Raw genomic sequence first — 25,671 nt, forward strand, 5'->3', positions numbered from 1 at the left:
CATTCCCTGTAACCGCAAATGGCCATTCTTACTTGGCCATTTTATGCGCACAATACGGCCGATATGCCTGTCGGCACCTCAAGCCGTGCGATCCAACTTGGATCGCGCAACATTGATAATTTTATCATTGCCAAGCAATTTTATTGCAATAGTTGATTTTAATCACCAATATTTTTACCTGACAATATCATCATTTCATTAAAGAGTGATAGAGATCGATAAAAAGCAAACGATTTGCATCTCAAAAAAGATGCAGAATATTTCTGGTGCTAGTGCACCTTTTAGGTTGAGTTTTCTGGAATAGAAACGCGTGCAATGGCAGTGAGGAAAGTTGAACACAAGGCCAATCAGAAAAGTAAAACGCCCCTCGCATAGCGAGAGGCGTGAACAAAATGAGGCCAGATTTCCTGAGAAAACACTCCCCCCGAAATCGGCTAAACACACCGCTATAAGGACAAGAAGAAACCTGCGATCGTTGCTGCCATCAAGTTCGATAATGTGCCAGCAACAACGGCCTTCATACCGTAACGCGCAATATCATGACGACGATTTGGCGCAATGCCCCCTAAACCACCCAGCAAGATAGCAATGGAGGAAAGGTTAGCGAAACCACACAAAGCAAACGAAATGATCGCTTGGGTTTTTTGTGTCATCACTTGCCCTGTTTCAGCAAGTATCTGTCCATGCTCACCAACGTAAGGCACGAAATTCAAATACGCCACAAACTCATTCACGACCAATTTTTGGCCGATGAACGAACCTGCAACAGTGGCTTCATTCCATGGTACGCCAATCACATATGCAAGTGGTGAGAAAAACCAACCCAAAATGATTTCAAGCGTAATACCTGGGTGACCAAACCATCCACCAACGGCACCAATAAGGCCATTCATAAGAGCGATAAGACCAATAAACGCCAACAGCATGGCACCGATATTAAGTGCCAATTGCATCCCCATCGACGCGCCACCAGCTGCCGCATCAATAACGTTAACCGGCTTGTCCGCACCACCATCAATGTCTTCCTCGATATTATCATCTGGAGTTTCAGTCTCAGGCTTCAATATTTTGGCAAATAACAAACCACCAGGAGCCGCCATAAACGATGCCGCCACCAAATATTCAAGCGGGACCCCCATTGCTGCGTAACCGGCTAACACCCCACCTGCGACAGACGCTAGACCACCACACATAACAGCAAACAGCTCAGACTGAGTCATACGTGGCACAAATGGGCGAACAACAAGCGGTGCCTCAGTTTGACCGACAAAAATATTCGCCGCTGCTGACATTGACTCAGCTCGAGAAGTGCCTAACGCTTTTTGCAGCCCTCCCCCTAATACCTTGATGACCCATTGCATCACACCTAGGTAATAGAGCACTGAGATTAGCGAAGAAAAGAACACGACAGTTGGCAAAACCTGGAACGCAAAAATAAAACCGAGACCATCCACGGAAAAATTAACCAAGCTACCAAATAAGAAATCGATTCCGTGCTTGCCATAATCGATAACGTTTTGCACACCAGCGGAAAAACCGGCTAGCAGATCACGTCCCCAAGGAACGTAGAGCACAAAACCACCGATCACAAATTGAATCGCAAATGCAAACCCAACCGTTCTAAATTTAATTGCTTTACGATTGTCGGAAAATAGCACGGCTATTCCCAGTAAAACGGCCATACCGACTAGACTCATAAACAGACCCATAGTTTATGCTTTCCTTATAATCAATTAAGTTGATGACAAAAGTGAATGGTTATAAAAACAGCTGGCGATTATACATACAACATATAAGGTCCAGTAATACCAAGATCACACTTGTTAACAAGTTTTAGGGTGAGATCACAATAAAACCAGACATGCATCACAAATTTTGCGACTATTAATTATAGAATCAAGAAATAATGAGCCATTAGATATCTAATCCAAATGCTTGATTACTTGTTTTACACAGAGTAGCAACAAGTGAGCTTTCACTTTCATTTTTCAACAAGGATAGTTCACGTAGGATATTTGGTAACATTTTCGGGTGGTTATTGCGCCCCTGATAGCCAAACAGCGGCATATCGGGCGAGTCGGTTTCTAGCACTAGGTGTTCCGTCGCCAGTTGAGTGATAGTACGCCGAGTTTTATTCGCTCTTGGGTAAGTAATGGTGCCACCAACGCCAATTTTGAAACCGAGATCCACGTAAGCCATGGCTTGTTGATAGCTGCCAGAGAAACCATGCAACACACCACCTACTGATACTTTATGCCTTTTCAGCAACTGAATTAATCGATTGTGTGCATTGGAGGCATGCAGAATGAGGGGCCATTTACCTTGTTGAGCTAAGGTAAATTGCGCGAGCAAGAATTGTTCTTGTATGCCGGCGTCGACATCAACTTTACCATCTAACCCACACTCTCCAACCGCAACACAGCACGTATTGGCCGATGCGAGTTTAGCTTCGAGTTCGACGAACGAGCCAAAGTCATAACGAGAAAGAAAATAAGGGTGAAAGCCTAGAGAGTAGTAAACCTGAGAATAACGCTGTGACAATTCAGACACACGCGACCAATTATCGGGCCCGGTGGCAGGCACCAATATACGCTCAACACCCACCTCGCTGGCTTGAGTCAGATGGGAGTCGATATCATCAGAAAATTGAGGGAAATCTAGATGGCAATGGGTATCAAATAGATATGGCATAACAGTCGGCAAGGATGGCATCTATTGGCTCCCTTATACTTTCCCTAACATTTGACATGTCCACCTAGCATTAAGGCGTGGCCGTCACGTACCGCTGGTAGGGACATCAAACGTTAGGAGCCAAAAGGCCCCTAACTAAGTAGATGGTTCGGTGCTACTGCTCGTCTCGTTTAAAGACAAGCTCCTTGTCTGTTGAGCTCGCTGAATCGAAGTAATAACCCGCTGTCGAAAACTTCGTCAACTCATCAATAGTTTCAACTTGGTTTTCAATAATGTACCTAGCCATCATGCCGCGCGCTTTTTTAGCGTAGAAGCTAATGACTTTATACTGGCCATTTTTGCAGTCTTTGAACACGGGGGTTATCACTGTCCCTTGAATAAGCTTTGGCTTGACTGCTTTAAAGTATTCATTCGACGCAAGGTTAACTAAAATCTCATCACCTTGCTCTGCTAGAGCTTGGTTCAGCTTGTCAGTCAACAAATTACCCCAAAATTGATACAGGTTACTGCCACGTTCATTAGCCAAGCGAGTGCCCATTTCCAAGCGATAAGGTTGCATCAAATCAAGTGGCTTCAATAAACCGTATAAGCCCGATAACATACGTAGGTGCTGCTGAGCGTAGTCAAATTGAGATTCAGACAAGCTCTCAGCGTCTAAGCCCGTGTATACATCGCCTTTAAAAGCCAAGATCGCTTGGCGCGCATTCTCTGGAGTATAGGTCTCCGACCACTGAGCGAATCGCGCAACATTTAAACTGGCAATCTTATCGCTGACTTTCATCAACTTAGCGATATCCGCTGGAGTCAACTTTCGGCACTCGTCAATCAGCAATTTAGTTTCTTGTGTAAGCTCAGGCTGAGTGAAGCGTTCTGTCGCAAGAGGAGACTCATAATCCAACGTTTTCGCTGGAGAAACAACAATAAGCATAGTTAGCTTCCTGTAGAAAAGTTCAACGACCCCTAGAATATAAAAAAAGCCATGCAATGTCTGCATGGCTTAAGTTTACTCGGCGTAATTTACGCTTTAGTTAAGAGGCATCAGTTCACCGACATGATTCTATCGGCAGAATACCACTTACTTTTTCGCGTTATTATCCCAAATCCCATCTTCAAGTTGAGACTTGAGTTCTGGATAATCGTTCGAGTCGAAAGTCGGCAAATCGCCAGCTTTTAATTGCTTGTTGTAGTCTTTCGCCAATTTTACCACAACACCAGACAGCAGTAGAATCGCTACTAGATTGACAATCGCCATCAAGCCCATTGATACATCGGCCAAATTCCATACCATTGGTACGGTCGCAAGAGAGCCAAACATCACCATTCCCATCACGACCAAACGGAAGACAAAGATGCCTTTTTTGTTCTTGATTCGTAGGAAGATTAAGTTAGTTTCAGCGTAAGAATAGTTAGCAATAATAGAAGTAAAAGCAAAGAAGAAAATAGCTACCGCGATGAAAATACTACCCCAGCTACCAACTTGTGCGCTCAACGCGTTTTGCGTCAGCTCGATACCTGAAATATTGCCTTGATGTGTATATTCACCTGACATCAAAATGATGGCCGCAGTACAAGTACAGATAACCAAAGTATCGACAAACACACCTAGCATTTGTACGTAACCTTGAGATGCTGGGTGCGGCGGATATGGCGTCGCTGCCGCGGCAGCATTCGGCGCTGACCCCATACCGGCTTCGTTAGAGAATAGGCCACGTTTGACACCATTCATAATAGCTTGTGCTACTGCATAACCTACGCCGCCAGCCGCTGCTTCTTTTAGGCCGAATGCGCTTTTTATGATAAGAGAAAATACGTCAGGCAATTTCGATGCATTGCTCACAACAATAAACAGTGCCAAAGCCAAGTACGCTAGCGCCATCAAGGGAACAATTAATTCGGCAGTACGGGCGATTTTGCGCACGCCACCAAAAATAATAACAGCAGAAAGTATGACGACGGCGATACCAACGTGTAGCGGTTCGAAACCAAATGCACGCTGAGCCGCACCAGCAATAGAGTTCGCTTGTACTGCGTTAAATACTAGGCCAAATGCCAGCATCAGAAATAGAGAGAACAACACCCCCATCCAACGCATGCCCAAGCCTTTTTCCATGTAGTAAGCTGGGCCACCACGATAGTTGCCATCGGCATCTTTCGTTTTGTAAAGCTGCGCTAGAGTACTTTCAGCAAATGCTGTTGCCATGCCTAGCATAGCAATCAACCACATCCAGAAAATAGCACCAGGGCCGCCTGCAGTAATCGCAATGGCAACACCAGCCATATTACCAGTCCCTACCCTTGCCGCTAAGCTCGTGCACAAGGCTTGGAAAGATGAAATGCCAGCTTTATCTGAGTTACGGCTATTTTTTAATACACTGAACATATGACCGAAGTGACGGAACTGGATAAAGCCTAAGCGCAAAGTAAAGTAGACACCGATGCCTCCTAGTAAGTAGATCAATATTGATCCCCAAAGGAGATTATTCATCAGGTTAATTAATTCAGTCACAAAAGCCTCTCAAGGTTATGGTGCTGCTCGGACAATACCAGAAATACTGGCGGCCAATTTCATCAAAGCCCTAACATCCTTGCTAGCGTAGCCACTCAATGAATTCTGCGTAATCGCAGTACAGCGTGTTCTATAATGGGCCGCGATCATGCAGCTTGGTCCAATAAAAATCAATAAACGTCACATTGCATATCAAGCATAAGTAGTTATTGCGATTTACACCAAAGTCAGCAACATTCCATTTACATTCCAAGCCGAAAATCATTTTCAACACATGTCATTACACAATAAAAGAGACCTAAAACATAGAGACAATCAACGCTTTTCACTTTGATATTACTAACAAAAATCATTGAAATTAAACACTCATGACATCCACACCAGCCTGCCACATTCATTGCGAACACCACATCAGATAAGTGATAATAAGTATTAGTTCGATTAATTTTTAACAAGTCCCCTGCTAATTTAATCGTTTGCTTAGCCAAATAAGAGTGGAAAGCATACAAATCATTACGTATGGCATGCAATTAGCATCACAAAACTAAGATTATCACTCAGGAAATGCGACAGCCATCAAGGTTACGATGTGAGCAAGTGTGATATTAAAAAGACTCCACTGAGGAGCAAAATCGAAAAGAGAGGTAGCTTATGGATGGCTTACAATTTGACGATATGTTCGATATGGATTTACCTAGAGCGCGATCAACTCGCTCTAAACCGGTAAAACGCAAGTGGCGCGAAATTGAAGCAATTAAGGATAAGCAAAAACTTCAGCGCGAGTTAATGGATATGGACATCGGCTTAGATGTTGATGATATCGATTTGTAATGCCGATAGCCTTTGTTCATTAATTACTATCAAGGCCTAGTCTCACACTAGGCCTTTTCAATTCAAACGAGTCGACCACCCACTAATTCGATTCACGCTGATAGCCTAGTTCGCCTCACACTGATAAAAATGTCGCCTGGTTTTCAGTGTGTGCAACTTCAAGGGGCAAATGCCAATCGACGGTTGGTTTACCTTGCTTTTCCAGCAACTGATTAGTTTTCGAAAAATGCTGGCAACCAAAGAACCCTCGACGTGCAGATAAAGGCGATGGATGAGGACATTGCAGCACATGATGCTTGTCTCTATCTATGTGCCGACCCTTTTTCTGTGCATGAGCACCCCAAAGCAAAAACACAACACCGGTTAGGTGCTGATTGAGCGCTTCGATAATAGAGTCAGTAAACGTTTCCCATCCTGTTGTCTTAGCATGAGAATGCGCTCGGCCTTGTTCGACGGTTAATACCGTATTGAGTAACAAAACACCTTGCTGTGCCCAGTGTTGTAAATATCCGTGCGCTGGTATCTTAAAGCCCTCAATATCCTGGCTGAGCTCTTTGTATATATTGACTAAAGACGGCGGCGTTTTCACTCCAGGCAACACAGAAAAGCACAACCCATGTGCTTGATTCGGCCCATGGTAGGGATCTTGACCTAAGATAACCACTTTAACGTCATCAAACTGGGTGGTTTGAAAAGCGTTAAACACGTCTTCTTGTTTAGGGAAAATAACCTTGCCAGCACCTCTTTCTTCCGCGACAAAACGCTGTGTTTGCAGGAAGTAATCGTGCTGTTTTTCTTGGCCAATCACATCGTGCCAAGTCAAATTCTTTGTCATAGGTGGCCCGTTTCACTCATGCCAATTGATCATTTTGGGCGAGTTTACAGGGCCATTTTCATTTCACCTAACTATTTTTCTGCGGGATTCTGTGATGTCCTTGACCACTGATATGCCTATTTGGCACTGGGAAACGAACGCGATTTGCACTGTAGTTAAAATGCATGGAAAGTTCGATATACGACATATTCTGACTCCTAATAATGAATTCGTCTTGGTGGACTTAGAAGTCCACCTCATTCAATTAGGACTATGAAAAAAAGATGCCAACTGTTCAGGCACACTCTTCAAGGCCTTGAGTCACAAAGTATTTTTCATATCAGCTTAGATTACCCAATCAAGAAAGCACGAAAATAAATTAAAAATCAACAAGTTATGAACTAGATAACTTTTACTGCAAACACCATTCATTCAATACGACTGAATAAATCACAACGATTAGGATCAATTACTTTTTGAATCAAAAAGATGCAGAGAGCACATATGGTGCAACACTCATATCAAGTTTTTCCTGCTATCTAGCAACAAGTTGGAAGTTGTAGAGAAATCACAAGTCAGAGATGGACAACACTTGCCACTATCATCATGACATTCAATCTGAGAATCAGATCTCATTTAATCTGATTGCTTACAGTAGCATGCGAGATTTTCAGTTTACTTATCAATCTGATAACCTTACTTTGCAAATTCCTCTCTTTACTAATTAAGCCCTTAATTAAACGAGAGTGAATCCATACCGTAAGAGAACAACCTAATCAATAATAAGTAAACAAAGGATCTAAGATGAAAGCGATCGGGATAGTGTTTTTTTCCGCCGGAGGTGCCACTCGCCTGCTTGCTGAGCAAATTGGCGAAGGCATCATTAGCGAAGGCCATCAGTATAAGCTATTCGAAGTGTCTGGGGCAGATATCACCGAAGGACGTTACACAAACCAAGCTCTACTTGAAAAACTCGGCCAATGTGATGGCATTATTTTCGGCAGCCCAACTTATATGGGGGCCGCTGCTGGGCAATTTAAGTCATTTATGGATGCTAGCAGCGACGAGTACGTTAAACAGGCCTGGAATAATAAAATAGCTGCGGGGTTCACGACTGGCGGTAGCCTTAACGGAGAGCAACAGCAAACCTTATTGTCATTTTTCACTCTAGCAATGCAGCACGGCATGCTGTGGGTTGGACTGAATTCAACAAAACATATTGATGACCTGAAACTCAATCGAACCGGTTCCAGCATTGGGTTAGTCGCAAGTGTCGATCCTAGCAATGGCATAGTGCACGACAATGACCTAAAAACAGGTTTTTATTTTGGCCAACGGATCGCAGCGTTAATCCCGCTATGCACAAACCACTAGGGTATACGCAAGAACCTCGCTACAGTTAGGGCAATGATTCCTAATTTTCACAAGTTCTATGTTACTAGAAGGCATTGAAACACTGCTAGTGTTGAGCAAAGAAAAAACCATGAGCCGCACCGGCAGTCAGCTATACATTAGCCAATCCGCAGTGAGTAAGCGTATAGCTAACTTGGAAAAAACCTTGGGTAAAAAATTAGTGGAGCCGAGCGGGCGGCGTATCAAGTTGACGCCAGATGCTCTAGCTCTCATTAAGAGTATTGGTCCTGCGTTCAATGAACTAAGAGGGCAGATCTACGATCAACAAACAATGGAAGATTGCAGTGCTATCCGTTTAGATTGTTCTGAAACGTTAGTCGCTGGATATTTATATCAGGTAATGGGAGAGTATTGCGCCGCAGAGAAGCACCTTTCGATCACCACCAATCACACACCTAGAATCATCGAGAATGTGCAATCTGGATTGGCAACACTAGGGTTTTGTGCAGGCAACTTCCCTTCAAACCATGGCCTTATCACTTTCCATTTAGGGGATGAACCCTATTTCGTGGTGAGTCAATCACCTCTTGATACATTGCCGACCCAACTTATCACCAACGATCTCACCAACCCAGCCAATGCCTACCAAAGGGGTATATTGGCCAGCCTACAGATCCACCCAGTTATGGAAATGGACTCATACACGGCAGCGGCGCAATTGGCGTTAGGTGGCGTCGCCCCTGCCCTAGTCCCACTATCCATAGTGAATGCCCTTAATATTCCCTCAGATAAATGCTGGGAATTCACACAAATCACCGCGCTCACCCGGCCAATTTATGTGTGTGTCAGGCACACAACTTACCAGTCAGCGCGAATTAAAGGATTGATAAAAACCATTGTTGATGCTGTTCCCACAGTAATTTCAAGGCCATCAGCATCGACATCGTTATCACCATAGGGCGAATCCATGCGCTACCTTTGGTGACCACCATTTTTGCCCCTAGTCGAGCACCAATAAAGTTACCCACCGCCATGGTCAGTCCTAGTTCCCATATCGGTAAACCAGCAAAAATGAAAAAGAGTAAAGCGGCGAAATTCGAGGTGAAGTTAAGCACCTTGGTTCTTGCCGTCGCATCCACAATAGACTTGTGACCCAGAGCGACAAAGCATACGGTGAAAATTGAGCCAGTGCCCGGCCCAAAAAATCCATCATAAAATCCGACCCCGCCTCCCACACAAAGCGCAAACGTTAACTCAGAGATACGTGGATCACCCGACACTTCCTTGGTCTTAGGCGCCAATAGAAAATACATCGAAATTGCTATCAGAAATACCGGAATCAAACTGGTGAGTAAACTTGCCCCCACATATTGAACTAGCTCAGCACCTAAAGCCGCACCAATAAAGGTAAACAGAATATGCCAACGGATTTCTTTCACATCGACGATTCGATTGCGAACAAAGTACAAACTAGCAGAAAAACTGCCAAACGAACTCTGTAATTTATTGGTCGCCAAAGCTTGGGTGGGAGGTACCCCTGCGGCCAATAATGCGGGCACAGTCAGCATGCCGCCGCCACCAGCCATTGCGTCAATAAAGCCAGCCGCGGCGGCAACAAAAAATAAAATAGTCAGGAGCTGAAGGGTGATTTCCATAAATTGATACACATATCCAAGTGAATAAAATTGGCCACACGTTACCACTTCTTCTGACAACAGAAAAAGGAAAGCCAAGATTACGATACATTCCTAATTTTCATCATTTCTGATGTCCGTAACAACGCGAGGTTCAAAACAAATAAAAAAGCCCGCATCATAATGCGGGCTTTTTTAGCGATAGTGATGTCGGTCGTTACAAGCCTTTTTTCAATTTGGCATGTAGCTCTTGAACAGTAATCACTGTATTACGGTCATCTGCCGTATGCGCCATACATGTTGCAAATGCCGCATTCAAGGTAGTGGTGTAGTTCACCTTTTCAGCCAATGCACCACGACGTAACACTTTAGAGTCTTCAATTGCTTGGCGACCTTCTGCCGTGTTGACAATGTAGGTGTACTCATTGTTCTTGATACGGTCGAGAATATGAGGACGGCCTTCGTGGACTTTGTTCACCAAACGAGGGTTGATGCCCGCTTCGCCAAGTATCACAGCGGTACCGTGAGTCGCGTCGAGTTGGTAACCAAGTTTAGTCAGTTTAGACGCAAGGTCTACAACACGCTCTTTATCGCCTTCACGAACAGAGAGCAATGCACGTCCACCTTCTGGGTATTCCTTACCACAGCCAAGTTCGGCTTTTGCAAATGCCTCGGCGAATGTCGCGCCAATTCCCATAACCTCACCCGTCGAGCGCATTTCTGGGCCTAACAGTGGATCCACACCTGGGAATTTATTGAACGGCAACACCACTTCTTTGACCGAGTAGTAAGGTGGGATGATCTCTTTAGTGAAGCCTTGAGACTCAAGAGATTGTCCAGCCATGACTCGAGCTGCAATTTTCGCCAATGGTGCACCCGTTGCTTTTGACACAAACGGTACGGTACGTGCTGCACGAGGGTTAACTTCAATCAAGTAAACTTCGTTGTTCTTCACAGCAAACTGAGTATTCATCAGACCACGAACACCCAACTCAAATGCGAGCTTTTCAACTTGCTCACGCATCACATCTTGGATTTCTTGGCTTAAAGTGTAAGCTGGCAGTGAACAGGCTGAATCTCCAGAGTGGACACCCGCTTGTTCAATGTGCTCCATGATACCGCCAATAACAACTCGCTCACCGTCACAAATTGCATCAACGTCGACTTCTACAGCATCATCAAGGAATCGGTCGAGAAGGACTGGAGATTCGTTCGATACGCTCACCGCTTCGTTAAAGTAGCGACGTAAATCTTGCTCATCGTATACGATTTCCATCGCACGACCACCAAGAACATAAGATGGGCGAACCACCAGTGGGAAGCCGATTTCTTTCGATTTCTCGACCGCTTGTTCCATTGCCGTCACTGTCGCATTTTCAGGTTGCAACAGGCCTAATCGGTCAACGGCGGCTTGGAAACGCTCACGGTCTTCTGCACGGTCAATCGCATCGGGACTAGTACCAATAATCGGGACGCCTGCCGCTTCTAACGCACGCGCTAGTTTTAGAGGCGTTTGACCACCGTATTGAACAATCACACCTTTTGGTTTTTCAACGCGAACAATCGCGAGTACATCTTCAAGAGTGACGGGTTCGAAGTATAAGCGGTCAGACGTGTCGTAGTCGGTAGATACCGTCTCTGGGTTGCAGTTAACCATAATGGTTTCGTAACCGTCTTCACGCAAAGCTAATGACGCATGAACACAGCAGTAATCGAACTCAATACCTTGGCCGATACGGTTTGGACCACCGCCCAATACCATGATCTTGTCTTTGTCAGTTGGCTGAGCTTCACACTCTTCATCGTAAGATGAGTACATGTAAGCCGTGTCTGAAGAGAACTCTGCCGCACAGGTATCAACGCGTTTGTATACTGGGTGAATGTCGTACTGATCGCGCAAACGGCGGATTTCATTTTCTGACACACCGAGCAATGAAGACAAGCGCGCATCCGAGAAACCTTTACGCTTCATCTTGCGCAGAACGTCTTGAGATAAACCTGCAAAACCGCCAGCTTTCACTTGCTGCTCTAACTGCACCAATTCTTCAATTTGTACCAAGAACCAACGGTCAATTTGCGTTAGGTTAAAGACGCCATCAACAGAGAGACCAGCACGGAATGCATCGGCGATGTACCATATACGCTCGGCGCCTGCTTCTTTTAGCTCATGACGGATTTTGGTTAGCGCGTCTGGTGCATCAATGTCCACCATTTCATCTAAACCGTTTGCACCCACTTCTAAGCCACGAAGGGCTTTTTGCAAAGATTCTTGTTGGTTACGACCAATCGCCATCACTTCGCCGACTGACTTCATTTGAGTGGTCAAACGGTCATTCGCACCAGCGAATTTTTCAAAGTTAAAACGAGGAATTTTTGTAACTACGTAGTCGATGGTTGGTTCAAATGACGCTGGCGTCGCGCCGCCAGTGATGTCATTCATCAACTCGTCAAGCGTGAAACCTACGGCCAATTTTGCGGCAATTTTCGCTATTGGGAAGCCTGTGGCTTTTGATGCCAATGCCGAAGAGCGAGACACACGTGGGTTCATCTCAATGATGACCATGCGACCATCTTTCGGGTTGATACCAAACTGAACGTTAGAGCCGCCAGTTTCCACACCAATTTCACGCAACACTGCCAAAGAAGCATTACGCATTAACTGGTATTCTTTATCGGTTAGCGTTTGCGCAGGGGCGACCGTGATCGAATCCCCCGTATGGATGCCCATAGGGTCAAAGTTTTCGATAGCACAAACGATGATGCAGTTGTCCGCTTTATCGCGAACCACTTCCATCTCGTATTCTTTCCAACCAATCAAAGATTCATCGATAAGCAATTCATTCGTTGGAGAGAGATCTAGGCCACGACGACAAATTTCTTCAAATTCTTCTTTGTTGTACGCGATACCACCGCCCGTACCGCCCATCGTGAACGACGGACGAATAATACAAGGGAAGCCAACCATGTCTAAAACTTTGTACGCTTCTTCCATGGTTTTGGCAGTGTCAGCGTTTGGACACTCAAGGCCAATCGATTTCATTGCTTTATCGAAGCGAGAGCGGTCTTCCGCTTTATCAATCGCGTCAGCCGTTGCACCGATCATTTCTACGTCGAATTCTGCTAGTACGCCGTGCTTTTCAAGATCAAGTGCACAGTTCAGAGCGGTTTGACCACCCATGGTTGGCAATACTGCATCCGGGCGCTCTTTCTCAATAATCTTACGTACAACTTCCCAATGAATTGGTTCGATGTAAGTCGCATCGGCCATTTCTGGGTCTGTCATGATAGTCGCTGGGTTCGAGTTAACCAAAATAACTCGGTAACCTTCTTCGCGCAGCGCTTTACACGCTTGAGCGCCAGAGTAGTCGAACTCACAAGCCTGACCGATCACAATCGGACCAGCGCCTAGAATAAGAATACTTTTAATGTCAGTACGTTTTGGCATTGTCTACTACTCCGAAAATTAAGCGCGGTGCTGTTTAATTAGTTCAATGAAATGGTCAAAAAGTGGCGCAGCATCGTGAGGGCCTGGGCTCGCTTCAGGGTGACCTTGGAAGCTAAATGCTGGTTTGTCAGTACGATGGATACCTTGTAATGAACCATCAAATAATGACTTGTGTGTCGCGCGCAAGTTTTCTGGCAAAGTAGTTTCGTCTGCAGCAAAACCGTGGTTTTGCGAAGTAATCATCACGACACCGCGGTCAAGATCTTTCACCGGGTGGTTTGCACCATGGTGGCCAAATTTCATTTTCACGGTTTGCGCGCCAGATGCTAACGCTAAGATTTGGTGACCTAAGCAGATACCAAATACTGGAACGCTTTTCTCCAAAAAGACCTTCGTCGCTTCAATCGCATAGGTACATGGCTCTGGGTCGCCTGGTCCATTAGACAAGAAAACGCCGTCTGGATTCAGTGCGAGCACTTCCTCTGCCGATGTTTCAGCAGGAACCACAGTTAGGCGACAACCTCGGTCAACCAACATACGTAAAATATTGCGCTTAGCGCCGAAGTCATACGCCACCACGTGGTATGGACATTCGCTATCATCTTTCGCCGCTGGTAAGCCATCTTCCAGCGTCCAAGAACCTTGGTTCCATTGGTACGCTTCTTTGGTGGTCACGACTTTTGCTAAGTCCATGCCTTTCAAGCCTGGAAACTCTTTCGCTTTAGCTAGCGCAGCCGCTTCATCGATTTGATTACCCGCAACGATACAACCATTTTGAGCACCTTTTTCGCGCAGCAAACGAGTGAGTTTACGAGTATCGATATCAGCAATGGCAACGATGTTTTGAGACTTGAGGTAATCAGAAAGAGATTGTTCGTTACGGAAATTAGAAGCGATGAGGGGGAGATCGCGAATCACTAGGCCTTGAGCGTGAACAGAAGAGGATTCTTCGTCTTCGGAATTGGTTCCGGTATTGCCTATATGAGGGTAAGTTAAAGTAACGATTTGTTGAGAATAGGAGGGGTCAGTGAGTATTTCTTGATACCCCGTCATGGAGGTATTGAAAACAACTTCGCCAACGGAACAACCATCTGCTCCAATGGATATACCGTGGAACATCGTCCCATCTTCGAGGACTAACAGTGCTGGTTTACTCAAGATAACCTCCAGAATATAAGTACAAAGGTAATAATTTAAGATGCAAACCTGTCTCGTGAACATCTCTATGTGCAACTATAGAGGATCTCAGACAAATTGGCGGCATTCTAAATTTATGCTGGAAAAGTGTCAATAAAAAAGCACATTTAATTTGTAAATTTATCAAACTAACCGCCTTAACTCAGCCAAGCAGCCAAAATAATACGTTTTATCGGGTTTTTAACTCAACATTGGCTAAAAACCCAACAAAAACAATTAAAACATGAGCACTTGCCATGCTGACTCAATGAAAACAATAAGCAAACGATAACATCACTAACAAAACATGATTTATAATGCTTCTAATCTAGATATCAAAACAAAACAAACTCATTTACAATAAATAAATTTAAAATACTTAAAAACAATCAGTTAAAAAATAAAATATGGACACCAACTCACTAAGAACAAGCCAATACCAACCGATATTAAATGTCATTTAAGCTAAGAACATCTGTCATAGTATAGAAACCACTTTCTTTACCCGACAACCAGATTGCTGCCTTAACCGCACCATTCGCAAAGGTCATACGATCTGTCGCTTTATGGGTAATTTCGACTCGCTCTCCGATATCCGCGAACATTGCAGTGTGCTCACCGACGATATCGCCCGCTCGCACCGTAGCAAATCCAATCTCATCACGACTGCGCTCTCCTGTGATCCCTTCTCTCGCATACACAGCGACATCGCTCAGATCATTTCCCATAGCAGAAGCGATAGCCTCTCCCATACCAATCGCCGTGCCTGAAGGGGCATCGACCTTATGCCTATGGTGAGCTTCAATAATTTCAATATCGCTATCTTCTCCCATCACCTTGGCAGCCTTTTCTAGCAATTTGAACACCAAATTAACCCCAACACTGAAGTTTGGTGCCATCACCATAGCGACGTCTTTCGATGCTAAATCTATCGCCGCTCTCTCTGCTTCAGAAAACCCAGTCGTTCCGATGATGATTTTTTTTCCATGCTGGCGACATAACTCAATATTATTTAAGGTGTGTTGCGGTGAGGTAAAATCAATGATCACGTCAAAACTATCGATTGCCTTAGCAAGATCGTCGACCAAAGTGACATTTAGCTTACCTTGACTGGCTAGCTCGCCAATATCAGCCCCAAGCAAAGTCGAATCTGGACGCACTGACCCAGCCCCTAGACTCGCTTTCTGATTAAGACACGTAGCGTTAACAAGCTGACGGCCCATACGCCCTGTGGCCCCAGCAATCGCAATATTTACCATGACTTCCTCCATTTATTCGATTTCGCAACCCAAGACATTTACTGGATTACCATTATTTCTGTCGAGTTAAATTAGCAACCTTCGACGGACTTGCCAACTAGATCTAGCCCAACCTAAAAACACTCAAAATTAACAAACGCTATCGCTGATATTGACTCACTACTTTTTCCAACACCGGAATATTGGCCGCTGGAAAAGCAAATGCCTTCAACTGTGTCACGGCAACCCACTGACCTTGTTGACCTTCTTTGCCATAAGGCTGACCTTGAAAGTCACTTACCGTGTAAAAAGCGAATTGCAAAGATTTATCAGGATAGTCATGTGCAAATGCCTCGAACGCTTGGCATTGAGTCACGGTAATTCCTATTTCTTCATGCAACTCACGAGAAAGTGCTTGCTGCTCAGACTCCCCCGCTTCCACTTTACCGCCAGGGAACTCCCACAGCCCACCTTGATGCTTATCGTCCGCTCGTTTGGTAATAAATATTTCTGACTTATCACAGTTAAAAATAATCGCCGCAACGATGTGCACTCTTTTCATACGCTAGACCTTTTAAAGACTTACAAAAAATTTAACTCTCACAATGGACAACTCTTTTACTGCTTATGCTGAAAATTAACGGAGCATTTCACTCAAACAGCATCCTGTGAGCTTGCTTAGCTATATTTTAATCAAAAAAAAGAGCCGCCTAGGCGACTCTTCTGTTTAGTTGTCGTTAGGCTATTTTGCCATGACACTGTTTGTACTTTTTACCACTACCACAAGGACAAGGCTCATTTCGGCCAACTTTGCGTTCATCCCTCACCACTGGTTGGTGATGGGAAGCGTGATCGTTACCTTCGATAATCGAGTCACCGTGTTGCGCTGTCGCTAGGCGCGCAGCCGCTTCCGCCGCAGCTTGACGCTGGGCTTCCATACGCTCGACTTCTTCTTCCTGCTGAACTTGTACCTTCGAAAGGATGGCAATCACATCGAATTTCAAAGCATCTAGTAAGCCTTCAAACAGTTCAAACGACTCACGTTTATATTCCTGTTTCGGGTCTTTCTGTGCGTAGCCACGTAAGTGAATACCTTGGCGTAAATGATCCATCGCAGAAAGGTGCTCTTTCCACAAGGTATCAAGTGTTTGCAGCATTACTGATTTTTCAAAGTTACGCAGAATTGCTCCGCCGACCGCTTCTTCTTTCGATTGGTAGGCTTGGACCGCAGCGGCGATAATTTTCTCACGCAGCGCTTCTTCGTACAGCTTATCGTCTTCATCTAGCCAAGTTTTAATAGGCAACTTCAAATCGAAATCGTTCTTCAAACGATCTTCTAAGCCTGAGACATCCCACATTTCTTCTAGTGAATGTGGCGGAATGTACTCTTCAAATGTCGCGATTAATACATCTTCACGGTTTTGGTCAATCATGCCACTGACGTCTTCTGAGATCATCAGCTCATCACGTAACTCATATACTGCTCGACGTTGATCGCTTGCCACATCATCATAGTCTAGAAGCTGTTTACGGATATCGAAGTTACGCCCTTCCACCTTACGCTGCGCTTTTTCAATTGAACGCGACAGCATTTTACTTTCGATGGCTTCTCCTTCATCCATACCGCTTTGGATCATGCCAGCAATACGATCTGAGGTGAAAATTCGTAGCAAGCTATCTTCCATTGATAAATAGAAGCGCGATGAACCTGCATCACCTTGACGACCTGCACGTCCACGCAACTGGTTATCGATACGGCGAGATTCGTGGCGCTCAGTACCTAGAATATGTAAACCTCCTGAGGCCAACACTTTCTCGTGCACTACTTTCCACTCATCTTTAATTTTCTGGATTTGCTCTTCTGTTGGGTTATCCAGCTGCTCCACGCGAGTTTGCCAGCTACCACCCAACACAATATCCGTGCCTCGACCAGCCATGTTAGTTGCAATCGTAACCGCGCCCGGCGTGCCTGCTTCTGCGACAATTTCCGCTTCTTTCTCGTGGAATTTAGCGTTCAGCACGTTGTGTTTGATGTTTGCTTTGGTCAGTGCGTTAGACAAGAGTTCCGATTTCTCAATCGAAATCGTACCCACCAATGAAGGCTGGCCTCGTTTCACTTTGTCTTTAATGTCTTCAATGATGGCATTGAATTTATCGCTTTCGGTACGGTAAACCACATCTGGCATATCGTTACGCACCATAGGACGGTTGGTCGGGATAACCACCGTATCGAGTCCGTAGATCGACTGGAATTCGAACGCTTCGGTATCCGCTGTACCCGTCATACCAGATAATTTCTCGTACAAACGGAAATAGTTCTGGAAAGTAATCGACGCTAACGTTTGGTTCTCATTCTGAATTTGCACGCCTTCTTTTGCTTCTACTGCTTGGTGCAACCCTTCTGACCAACGACGTCCTGGCATAGTACGGCCAGTATGCTCATCGACAATAACAATCTCGTTATTGTCATCAACGATATAATCTACGTTTTTCTCAAATAAGACATGTGCGCGTAAGCCAGCGTTTACATGGTGAAGTAGGCTTATATTGGCAGGCGAATACAAAGTATCACCGTCATTCATTAGGTCATTTTTAACCAATAGTTCTTCGATGAACTCTTGGCCAGTTTCTGTCAAATGAACTTGCTTTTGCTTCTCATCAACCGTGTAGTGACCATCACCACGGTAATCTTCCGAGTCTTCTTTGTCTTGACGCTTGAGGTAAGGAATAAGGGTGTTGATGCGAGTGTACAACTCTGAACTGTCTTCAGCAGGGCCGGAAATAATCAAAGGAGTACGAGCTTCATCGATTAAAATGGAGTCTACCTCATCGACCACAGCAAAGAATCGCTCGCGTTGTACGCGGTCTTCAGCTCGAAACGCCATATTGTCACGCAGATAATCAAAACCAAATTCGTTGTTGGTTCCGTACAAGATATCCGCTTTGTAAGCTTCTTGTTTCTCTTGTGGGACCATGTTCGGTACATTGATCCCAACTGTCATGCCCAAAAATTCGAACAGAGCTCGGTTGGTTTCCGCATCACGTGCTGCTAAGTAATCATTCACCGTTACTACGTGAACGCCTTTTTTAGGTAAAGCATTAAGATAAGCCGGAAGCGTAGCCGTAAGCGTTTTACCTTCGCCTGTACGCATTTCGGCAATCTTGCCTGAATTTAGCACCATGCCACCAACAAGCTGTACATCGAAGTGACGCATACCAAAAACACGCTTTGATGCCTCGCGCACAGTAGCGAAGGCTTCAGGCAACAACTGGTCTAACGTTTCGCCTTGCTCTATTCGGGTGCGGAATTCAGCCGTCTTGGCTTTCAATTCATCGTCCGACAAAGCCTCGAATGTTGGCTCGTAATTATTAATTTCTTTTACAATTTTCTTCAGGCTGCGTAGTGTTCTTTCGTTACGGCTGCCTACTAACGTTGTCAGTAGCTTAGTGATCATTTGCTGTGAATCTCTCTTTTTTAGACTTTTTGCCGTCTAGTTTTCATGCCTTCAGTCTCTACTCGGTCCGAACTAAGGATACTGAGATATATCATGTGTCTGATAGATTGTGTTGATGACGCTGAATTTCAAGGCGCTGGAACAATATAAAGGCTTAGTGTAAGGAATTTTTCGGCTAACAACCAATATTTTGGCCAACATCTAATAGTAAAAAGGGTGTTTGAGGCTTTTTTTAACCTAAAGTTAGCATTGATAGCATATTTAGGCCAAACGAGTGTATTGAGAGAATGAACCCCACCACGATCCCAGCAGATCGTTTAGATCAAACGCAAAGAACTAGGATCAACTGAACGGTACGGCAGATCTTTGCCTCTTCATATTAAGGAAAGGATAGGTTTAACCGCCTATATATGTAGCAAGGATAAGAGTATATCGAGGATGGATTTCTTAAATCCCAGATAGCAAAAAGCCAGAATAAAATCTGGCTTCTTTATATTCACGGTAATGTCTAATTCAACATTATCTAAGCAACACTCATATAGGGAGATTGCCTAGTGAAGCTGAACCTTTTTAAGCAAGAACTGTATTTGGCTCAACAAAGGCAACTGGTGAGCCAGCTTCTTCTTCAAACGTCGCCCACTCCCAAGCTTCTTGATCAGCTAGCACTGTTCGAAGTAGCTGGTTGTTTAGCTTATGTCCAGATTTGAACGCACGGAACTCGCCAACAATCGCATGACCACACATGTACAGATCACCAATTGCATCCAGTACTTTGTGTGTTACAAACTCGTTGTCGAACCGTAGGCCTTCTTCATTCAAGATTCGGTATTCATCCAATACGATAGCACAATCAAAACTGCCACCTAGGGCTAGGTTTTGAGATTGCAAATACTCGATATCACGCATGAAACCAAAAGTGCGAGCGCGAGAAATCTCTTTTATGAAACTCTGTGATGAGAAATCAAACAATAAATGCTGCTGCTCAGAATCAATTGCTGGGTGATTAAACTCAATCTCAAAATCCATACGGAAACCGTTGTATGGGACTAGCTCAGCCCACTTGTCGTCTTCTTGGAAACGAACTGGTTTCTTGATACGAATAAAGCGTTTCGGCGTATTGAGAGTTTCAATTCCCGCTTGCTGAATAAGATAAACAAATGGATTCGCACTGCCATCCATAATCGGAATTTCTGGTGCATCGACTTCAATAATAATGTTATCGATGCCCATACCTGATAAGGCAGCAGTGAGATGTTCTACCGTGGATATACGTACGCCTTCATCATTGACGAGCGCCGTACATAGCATGGTGTCACGTACAGATACTGGATCAGCAGGAAAATCCACCGGCTGTTCTAGATCAGTTCTACGATAGATAATGCCCGTATTCGCGGCAGCAGGACGGAGCGTCAGATTGACTTTACGACCAGAGTGTAAGCCCACACCAGTTGTCGTTACAATTTCTTTTAACGTGCGTTGTCTAATCATTTACTTGCCCCAATACCAAGTGCTCAAATTACGGTCAACTATAATGTTGAGCGCGAATGCTACCACAATTTTGAACACTGTCAAATTGTAATCACTTATCTAGTCTGCCTGACGACGTAAAAATGCCGGTATATCTAAGTAGCCACTTTCTTTTTCTGTCTTCGGCGCTGTATTTTGACCACTTGCTGTAGAAGAAGTCACAGGTACCGATGATGATGGCGTAACTTGGCTATTACCTTTCTGCAACTGTTGTGCCGGCTTTTCTTCTACTGGCGTTTGAACTGCCGGTTGAGAAGTTGAAGCTGGTTGCTGAGCTGGTGCAGGTTTATTTTTACCCGCAGCCACTAAAGTAATATCCGGTTTTCTTTCAGTACCGATCCCCGTTGCTACCACTGTCACGCGGATTTCATCCGACATATCAGGGTCAAGGGAGGTACCAATAACCACAGTTGCGTTGTCTGAAGCGAATGCTTTTACAGTATTGCCGACCGTCTCGAATTCATCAAGGCGCATGTCTAAACCTGCAGTGATATTCACCAGCACGCCACGAGCTCCTGCTAGATCGATATCTTCCAATAGAGGGCTAGAAATTGCGGTTTCGGCCGCTTCTTCTGCTCTATCTTCACCTTTCGAAATACCGCTGCCCATCATCGCATGACCCATTTCAGACATTACTGTCCGAACATCCGCGAAATCGACGTTAATCATGCCCGGACGAGTAATCAATTCTGCAATACCTTGTACCGCATTCTTGAGTACGTCATTAGCGCTGGCAAATGCTTCAAGTAAAGTCACACCACGGCCAAGCACTTTCAGCAATTTTTCATTTGGAATTGTGATCAGTGAATCAACTTGCTTTGATAGCTCTTCGATACCCTGCTCAGCAAACGCCAAACGCTTTTTCCCTTCAAAACTAAACGGCTTGGTAACAACAGCAACCGTCAATATACCTAACTCCTTCGCCACTTCGGCAATCACAGGTGCGGCACCGGTTCCGGTTCCGCCGCCCATACCAGCAGCTATAAACACCATATCGGCGCCAGTCAGTATATCTTTAAGTCTATCTTTATCTTCTAGTGCTGCATCACGACCCACTTGCGGGTTCGCACCAGCTCCTAGACCTTTGGTGATGTCACCACCGATTTGAATCACGCTATTAACGCTCGTTTTTCGCAGCGCTTGCGCATCGGTGTTAACACTAATGAATTCCACGCCTTCGATGGACTCACGCACCATGTGTTCTACGGCATTGCCGCCGCCACCACCAACTCCAACGACTTTGATTACCGCATCGTCAGACATTTCCATCATCGGTTCAAACATGTGTTATCTCCGTTTTCCTGCTTATTTCAGGTTAAAACTCTTTTTGTATCCAGTTACGCAGACGACCAAATAAATTGGAACCAGTAGGCCTTTTTAGCTCTCTGAATTCTGAATCATCGGTCACTTGCCCGTCTTTGGCGTAATGAAGCAAACCAACAGCCGTAGAATGATACGGCTCTTTTACATAATCTGTGAGGCCACTAACTTCCAGTGGCTTACCCACCCGAACTTGATTGCGGAACACACGCTCCGCACATTCAATCAATCCTTCAATTTGCGCAGCGCCGCCCGTAAGCACGACACCCGCGGCGAGGTGATGTTTCACACCTTCTTCTCTTAATTTTTCTTGAACGGTATCGATCGTTTGGTTAACGAGTCCCATTAATTCAGTGTAGCGAGGTTCAATCACTTCCGACAGGGTTTGCCGTTGTAAACTACGTGATGGCCGTCCGCCAACGCTAGGAACGTTAACTGCGTCATCTTTACTCACCAATTCACTCAGCGCACAACCATATTTCATTTTGATTTCTTCGGCATCACTGACCGGAGTACCAAATGCAAACGCAATATCGCTTGTCACTGCATTGCCCGCATACGAAAAGACTTCCGTATGACGTAGCGCACCGCCCGTCCATATGGAGACATCCATGGTGCCAGCACCAATGTCTACCACACAAACGCCAAGCTCTCGTTCGTCTTCCGTAATCACAGCGTTACTTGCTGCTAGTCCGGAATACACTAGCTGTTCAACCTTTAATCCACATCGTTCAACAGCTTTAATAATGTTTCTCGCCATATCATTATGACAAGAAATAAGGTGAACACTGACTTCCATTCTTACCCCAGATAGACCGAGCGGGTTTTTGATACCCTCTTGGTAGTCAATGGTAAATTCCTGTGGAATTACATGGAGAATACGTTGTTCATCACCTATTTTAATCGACTTCGCCGTATGAATGGCTCGATCCATATCATCTTGAGACACTTCTTCGTCAGAAATTGTTCCCATCCCTTTCTCGATGCGGCTTGCAATATGCCGTCCAGAAAGGGAAATAAATACACTGCTGATCTGACATTCAGCCATCAGTTCAGCTTGATCGATTGCCCTTTGCACAGATTTCACGACCGATTCAAGATCGTTCACTCCACCCTTATCCATGCCTCTCGATGGACTGCTGCCAGCGCCAATAATATTGATTTGACCGTCTGGTAAAAGCTCACCGACCAAAGCAGATACTGTTGCAGTCCCGATATCAAGACCCACAATTATGTTGTCATCCGCGGTCCTAGTCATCTTTAACTCTCTTGCTTTGATTCTTCATCAGGCAGCCAGCCAACAGCTGCTCCCGTATCATACCTGAGGTCAACATAGCTGACCTGGTCAGCTTTATTCCCGAGTTGTTTGTATAACGAGATAAATCGAGTAATACGTTGCAACAGCGCATCTTCACCTAGTTCTAATCTCACTCCGTTGGTCAAGATGATCTGCCAAGCTCTGCGCTGATTCAATACGATAGAAGCTATCTTCAATCCTAAACGCTGAAACTTCGGTTCATTGTCTTGCCAAACGGCTAACACTTCACTACTGGTTCCTTTCGGACCATATAGTTTGACTCTTGGGTGATGTAGCTGCGCAACATCCCCGTCAAAAACTTTGCCCTTGCTATTGAGCAGTTGCCGTCCATTCCAGACAGCCACAGCGTGGTACTCTGTCAAAAATACTTTAATGGTATTTGGCCACTGCTTGCGTACTGAAGCATGCTCTACCCATGGTATCGACGACACAGCTTGCTGCAAGGTGCTTACGTCTTGAGACATAAACGTGCCAATATAGCCAATGTTGTTCAATGACCGCTGTACATCCTGAGCACTTACGTGATTCAAGCTACCTTGAATCACCACTCTAGATAGAGGTAAGCGATTGTTGTCCCACATCCAGGACAAGGTCATATACAGTAACACTGTGATCAATAACAACACTGACACAAAAAATCCTATGCCTGTTGCGTGCTTTTTCAAAAACGAATATTTAGAAACTTGGGGGCTTTCTTTCAAAGCTCGATCAGTCAAAATCCGTTATCCCTGTACTCATTAGACGTTTTACTTCTTAATTCAAGGCTATTGAGTCAAAAAAGCACTATAACCTAGGAATTATACTGACGAAGTCAAAAGTAGCAAATGTTGAAAGTGATAAAACTCAAGCCATTAGCTATTATTTGCTCACTTTCAGCTGCGTTAGCTATGCATCTTTACGAATTTATCTTCATCGCGTCAATATTGAGCTGCAGTGATTCTAATTGTTTGGCTACTTTACCCACATCTCCAGCGCCTTGCGTCAGTACCAAATCACCATCTTGCAAAACATTAGCTAAAACTGCTGGTAACGCTTGCGTATCAGGCACAAAGATAGGGTCTAATCGGCCTCGGCCACGAATAGTACGGCATAACGCGCGACCATCTGCGCCAGAAATCGGTTGCTCCCCTGCCGCGTATACATCGAGCATGATCAGCACATCGACTTGGTCGAGCACACTAGCAAAATCATCATACAAATCTCGAGTACGACTATAGCGGTGAGGCTGGAACACCATGACTAAACGCTTATCCTTCCAACCATTACGAGCGGCTTTGATAGTCACATCGACTTCAGTCGGATGGTGACCATAATCATCCACTAACATGGCACTGCCATTACCTGTTTCAAATTCCCCTAAATGCTCGAATCGACGCCCCGTACCTTGGGTATTCGCCATCGCCTTTAAAATGGCCTCATCATCCACATCATCTTCTGTGGCCACCGCAATGGCAGCGGCTGCATTCAGGGCATTATGTTGACCAGGCATATTGAGCGTGATGATAAGATTTTCACGCCCTTTACGTGTCACCGTAAACTTCCCTTGCTGACGATCTTGAGTATATTGTTCAATCTTCACATCCGCATCGTCTGAAAAACCATAAGTAATCACCTGGCGGCTGATTTGTGGAATCAATTCACGCACCACGGGATCATCAATACACAAAATCGCTTGGCCATAAAATGGCAAATTATGCAGAAAATCGATAAATGTCTGCTTTAGCGTATTGAAGTCCCCACCATAGGTATCCATGTGGTCGGCTTCTATATTAGTGACAATGCTCACCATCGGCTGTAAATGCAAGAAAGAAGCATCGCTTTCATCAGCTTCTGCGATCAAGATTCGACTTGAGCCCAAACGTGCGTTAGTGCCAGCACTTTTCACTAAACCACCGTTGACGAACGTAGGATCTAAGTTGGCTTCCGAATAAATTTGTGTGACCAACGCTGTAGTCGTTGTCTTGCCATGGGTACCGGCAACAGCGATACCATGTCGAAACCTCATCAATTCAGCCAGCATTTCAGCTCGGCGAACCACTGGGATTCTGCGCTCACGCGCGGCGGATACCTCTGGGTTGGTTTCACTAATCGCGGTAGAAACTACGATGACACTGGCTTGTTCCACGTTGCTTGCCTGATGACCAATATAAATCGTGGCACCTTTTTCAGTGAGCCTATTCGTTACTGCATTATGTGCAATGTCTGAACCCGTAATTTGGTAGCCTTCGTTAAGCAAAACTTCGGCAATACCACTCATTCCCGCGCCACCAATACCAACAAAGTGAATGCATTTTACGCGGCGCATTTCCGGAACCACAGCTCGGATGCGAGCCAAATTTTGCGTATGTTGTACTGTCATTGCA

Annotated in this window: 19 protein-coding genes; 3 read left to right on the forward strand and 16 right to left on the reverse strand. The window is 45.0% G+C overall.

Features of this window, described 5'->3' with window-relative positions; genetic code table 11:
* Window positions 1-446: 446 nt before the first annotated feature.
* From L4C34_RS09185 to L4C34_RS09200, 4 genes are all read right to left on the reverse strand, one after another.
* Window positions 447-1,709 (reverse strand): NupC/NupG family nucleoside CNT transporter, encoded by a 1,263-nt coding sequence (locus L4C34_RS09185; protein WP_428789049.1) that lies wholly within the window; start codon window positions 1,707-1,709, stop codon window positions 447-449.
* A 205-nt stretch (window positions 1,710-1,914) separates the two neighbouring features.
* Window positions 1,915-2,712 (reverse strand): TatD family hydrolase, encoded by a 798-nt coding sequence (locus tag L4C34_RS09190; protein ID WP_428789050.1) that lies wholly within the window; start codon window positions 2,710-2,712, stop codon window positions 1,915-1,917.
* A gap of 133 nt (window positions 2,713-2,845) precedes the next feature.
* On the reverse strand, window positions 2,846-3,619 hold the full coding sequence (gene yaaA, locus L4C34_RS09195) for a peroxide stress protein YaaA (RefSeq protein WP_428789051.1): 774 nt from the start codon (window positions 3,617-3,619) through the stop codon (window positions 2,846-2,848).
* A gap of 147 nt (window positions 3,620-3,766) precedes the next feature.
* The gene (locus L4C34_RS09200; protein WP_428789052.1) at window positions 3,767-5,197 is read right to left on the reverse strand and encodes an alanine/glycine:cation symporter family protein; all 1,431 of its coding nucleotides are present in this window, start codon (window positions 5,195-5,197) and stop codon (window positions 3,767-3,769) included.
* Between the two features lie 651 nt (window positions 5,198-5,848).
* Here L4C34_RS09200 and L4C34_RS09205 point away from each other — a divergent pair.
* Window positions 5,849-6,028 (forward strand): DUF3545 family protein, encoded by a 180-nt coding sequence (locus L4C34_RS09205; RefSeq protein WP_428789053.1) that lies wholly within the window; start codon window positions 5,849-5,851, stop codon window positions 6,026-6,028.
* Between the two features lie 115 nt (window positions 6,029-6,143).
* On the opposite strand, the gene ung is transcribed toward L4C34_RS09205, so the two are convergent.
* Window positions 6,144-6,863: a uracil-DNA glycosylase gene (gene ung, locus L4C34_RS09210; RefSeq protein ID WP_428789054.1), complete on the reverse strand. Its 720-nt coding sequence runs from the start codon at window positions 6,861-6,863 to the stop codon at window positions 6,144-6,146.
* A gap of 783 nt (window positions 6,864-7,646) precedes the next feature.
* Between ung and L4C34_RS09215 the strand changes: the two genes are divergently transcribed.
* The gene (locus tag L4C34_RS09215; protein ID WP_428789055.1) at window positions 7,647-8,216 is read left to right on the forward strand and encodes a flavodoxin family protein; all 570 of its coding nucleotides are present in this window, start codon (window positions 7,647-7,649) and stop codon (window positions 8,214-8,216) included.
* A 58-nt stretch (window positions 8,217-8,274) separates the two neighbouring features.
* Window positions 8,275-9,153: a LysR family transcriptional regulator gene (locus L4C34_RS09220; RefSeq protein ID WP_428789056.1), complete on the forward strand. Its 879-nt coding sequence runs from the start codon at window positions 8,275-8,277 to the stop codon at window positions 9,151-9,153.
* On the opposite strand, the gene L4C34_RS09225 is transcribed toward L4C34_RS09220, so the two are convergent.
* The 11 genes from L4C34_RS09225 to murC all read right to left on the reverse strand — a co-directional run bounded on the left by L4C34_RS09225 (window position 9,071) and on the right by murC (window position 25,667).
* Entirely contained in the window at window positions 9,071-9,850 is a 780-nt protein-coding gene (locus L4C34_RS09225; protein WP_428789057.1) for a TSUP family transporter, read from the reverse strand. The two genes, L4C34_RS09220 and L4C34_RS09225, sit on opposite strands and share 83 nt — an antisense overlap.
* Before the next feature lie 196 nt (window positions 9,851-10,046).
* A complete protein-coding gene (carB, locus tag L4C34_RS09230; protein ID WP_428789058.1) occupies window positions 10,047-13,274 on the reverse strand; it encodes a carbamoyl-phosphate synthase large subunit in 3,228 nt (1,075 codons plus the stop codon).
* Between the two features lie 18 nt (window positions 13,275-13,292).
* Window positions 13,293-14,432: a glutamine-hydrolyzing carbamoyl-phosphate synthase small subunit gene (gene carA / locus L4C34_RS09235; protein ID WP_428789059.1), complete on the reverse strand. Its 1,140-nt coding sequence runs from the start codon at window positions 14,430-14,432 to the stop codon at window positions 13,293-13,295.
* A 467-nt stretch (window positions 14,433-14,899) separates the two neighbouring features.
* Window positions 14,900-15,709, reverse strand: coding sequence for a 4-hydroxy-tetrahydrodipicolinate reductase (gene dapB / locus L4C34_RS09240; protein WP_428789060.1), 810 nt, complete (start codon window positions 15,707-15,709; stop codon window positions 14,900-14,902).
* A 139-nt stretch (window positions 15,710-15,848) separates the two neighbouring features.
* The gene (gene mutT / locus L4C34_RS09245; protein ID WP_428789061.1) at window positions 15,849-16,250 is read right to left on the reverse strand and encodes an 8-oxo-dGTP diphosphatase MutT; all 402 of its coding nucleotides are present in this window, start codon (window positions 16,248-16,250) and stop codon (window positions 15,849-15,851) included.
* A 175-nt stretch (window positions 16,251-16,425) separates the two neighbouring features.
* Entirely contained in the window at window positions 16,426-19,143 is a 2,718-nt protein-coding gene (gene secA, locus L4C34_RS09250) for a preprotein translocase subunit SecA (protein ID WP_428789062.1), read from the reverse strand.
* A 570-nt stretch (window positions 19,144-19,713) separates the two neighbouring features.
* The gene (gene lpxC / locus L4C34_RS09255) at window positions 19,714-20,631 is read right to left on the reverse strand and encodes a UDP-3-O-acyl-N-acetylglucosamine deacetylase (RefSeq protein WP_428789063.1); all 918 of its coding nucleotides are present in this window, start codon (window positions 20,629-20,631) and stop codon (window positions 19,714-19,716) included.
* A 99-nt stretch (window positions 20,632-20,730) separates the two neighbouring features.
* A complete protein-coding gene (gene ftsZ, locus L4C34_RS09260; RefSeq protein ID WP_428789064.1) occupies window positions 20,731-21,954 on the reverse strand; it encodes a cell division protein FtsZ in 1,224 nt (407 codons plus the stop codon).
* 31 nt (window positions 21,955-21,985) lie between these two features.
* The gene (gene ftsA, locus L4C34_RS09265) at window positions 21,986-23,248 is read right to left on the reverse strand and encodes a cell division protein FtsA (protein ID WP_428789065.1); all 1,263 of its coding nucleotides are present in this window, start codon (window positions 23,246-23,248) and stop codon (window positions 21,986-21,988) included.
* A gap of 2 nt (window positions 23,249-23,250) precedes the next feature.
* Window positions 23,251-24,024 (reverse strand): cell division protein FtsQ/DivIB, encoded by a 774-nt coding sequence (locus L4C34_RS09270; protein ID WP_428789066.1) that lies wholly within the window; start codon window positions 24,022-24,024, stop codon window positions 23,251-23,253.
* Between the two features lie 179 nt (window positions 24,025-24,203).
* Window positions 24,204-25,667 carry a UDP-N-acetylmuramate--L-alanine ligase gene (gene murC / locus L4C34_RS09275; protein ID WP_428789067.1) on the reverse strand — a complete coding sequence of 488 codons (1,464 nt, stop codon included), beginning with the start codon at window positions 25,665-25,667 and terminating at the stop codon, window positions 24,204-24,206.
* Window positions 25,668-25,671: the final 4 nt, after the last annotated feature.

It is taken from the genome of Vibrio profundum, assembly GCF_050337555.1.
Classification (GTDB): Bacteria; Pseudomonadota; Gammaproteobacteria; order Enterobacterales; family Vibrionaceae; genus Vibrio; species Vibrio profundum.

Excerpts from the sequence above, each read along its gene's own strand:
- ftsA (WP_428789065.1), bottom strand. The coding sequence starts at position 23,248 with ATGACTAGGACCGCGGATGACAACATAATTGTGGGTCTTGATATCGGG.
- yaaA (WP_428789051.1), bottom strand. The coding sequence starts at position 3,619 with ATGCTTATTGTTGTTTCTCCAGCGAAAACGTTGGATTATGAGTCTCCT.
- dapB (WP_428789060.1), bottom strand. The coding sequence starts at position 15,709 with ATGGTAAATATTGCGATTGCTGGGGCCACAGGGCGTATGGGCCGTCAG.
- ftsZ (WP_428789064.1), bottom strand. The coding sequence starts at position 21,954 with ATGTTTGAACCGATGATGGAAATGTCTGACGATGCGGTAATCAAAGTC.
- L4C34_RS09215 (WP_428789055.1), top strand. The coding sequence starts at position 7,647 with ATGAAAGCGATCGGGATAGTGTTTTTTTCCGCCGGAGGTGCCACTCGC.
- L4C34_RS09205 (WP_428789053.1), top strand. The coding sequence starts at position 5,849 with ATGGATGGCTTACAATTTGACGATATGTTCGATATGGATTTACCTAGA.
- L4C34_RS09220 (WP_428789056.1), top strand. The coding sequence starts at position 8,275 with ATGTTACTAGAAGGCATTGAAACACTGCTAGTGTTGAGCAAAGAAAAA.
- L4C34_RS09225 (WP_428789057.1), bottom strand. The coding sequence starts at position 9,850 with ATGGAAATCACCCTTCAGCTCCTGACTATTTTATTTTTTGTTGCCGCC.
- lpxC (WP_428789063.1), bottom strand. The coding sequence starts at position 20,631 with ATGATTAGACAACGCACGTTAAAAGAAATTGTAACGACAACTGGTGTG.
- murC (WP_428789067.1), bottom strand. The coding sequence starts at position 25,667 with ATGACAGTACAACATACGCAAAATTTGGCTCGCATCCGAGCTGTGGTT.
- secA (WP_428789062.1), bottom strand. The coding sequence starts at position 19,143 with ATGATCACTAAGCTACTGACAACGTTAGTAGGCAGCCGTAACGAAAGA.
- ung (WP_428789054.1), bottom strand. The coding sequence starts at position 6,863 with ATGACAAAGAATTTGACTTGGCACGATGTGATTGGCCAAGAAAAACAG.
- L4C34_RS09185 (WP_428789049.1), bottom strand. The coding sequence starts at position 1,709 with ATGGGTCTGTTTATGAGTCTAGTCGGTATGGCCGTTTTACTGGGAATA.
- mutT (WP_428789061.1), bottom strand. The coding sequence starts at position 16,250 with ATGAAAAGAGTGCACATCGTTGCGGCGATTATTTTTAACTGTGATAAG.
- L4C34_RS09190 (WP_428789050.1), bottom strand. The coding sequence starts at position 2,712 with ATGCCATCCTTGCCGACTGTTATGCCATATCTATTTGATACCCATTGC.
- carB (WP_428789058.1), bottom strand. The coding sequence starts at position 13,274 with ATGCCAAAACGTACTGACATTAAAAGTATTCTTATTCTAGGCGCTGGT.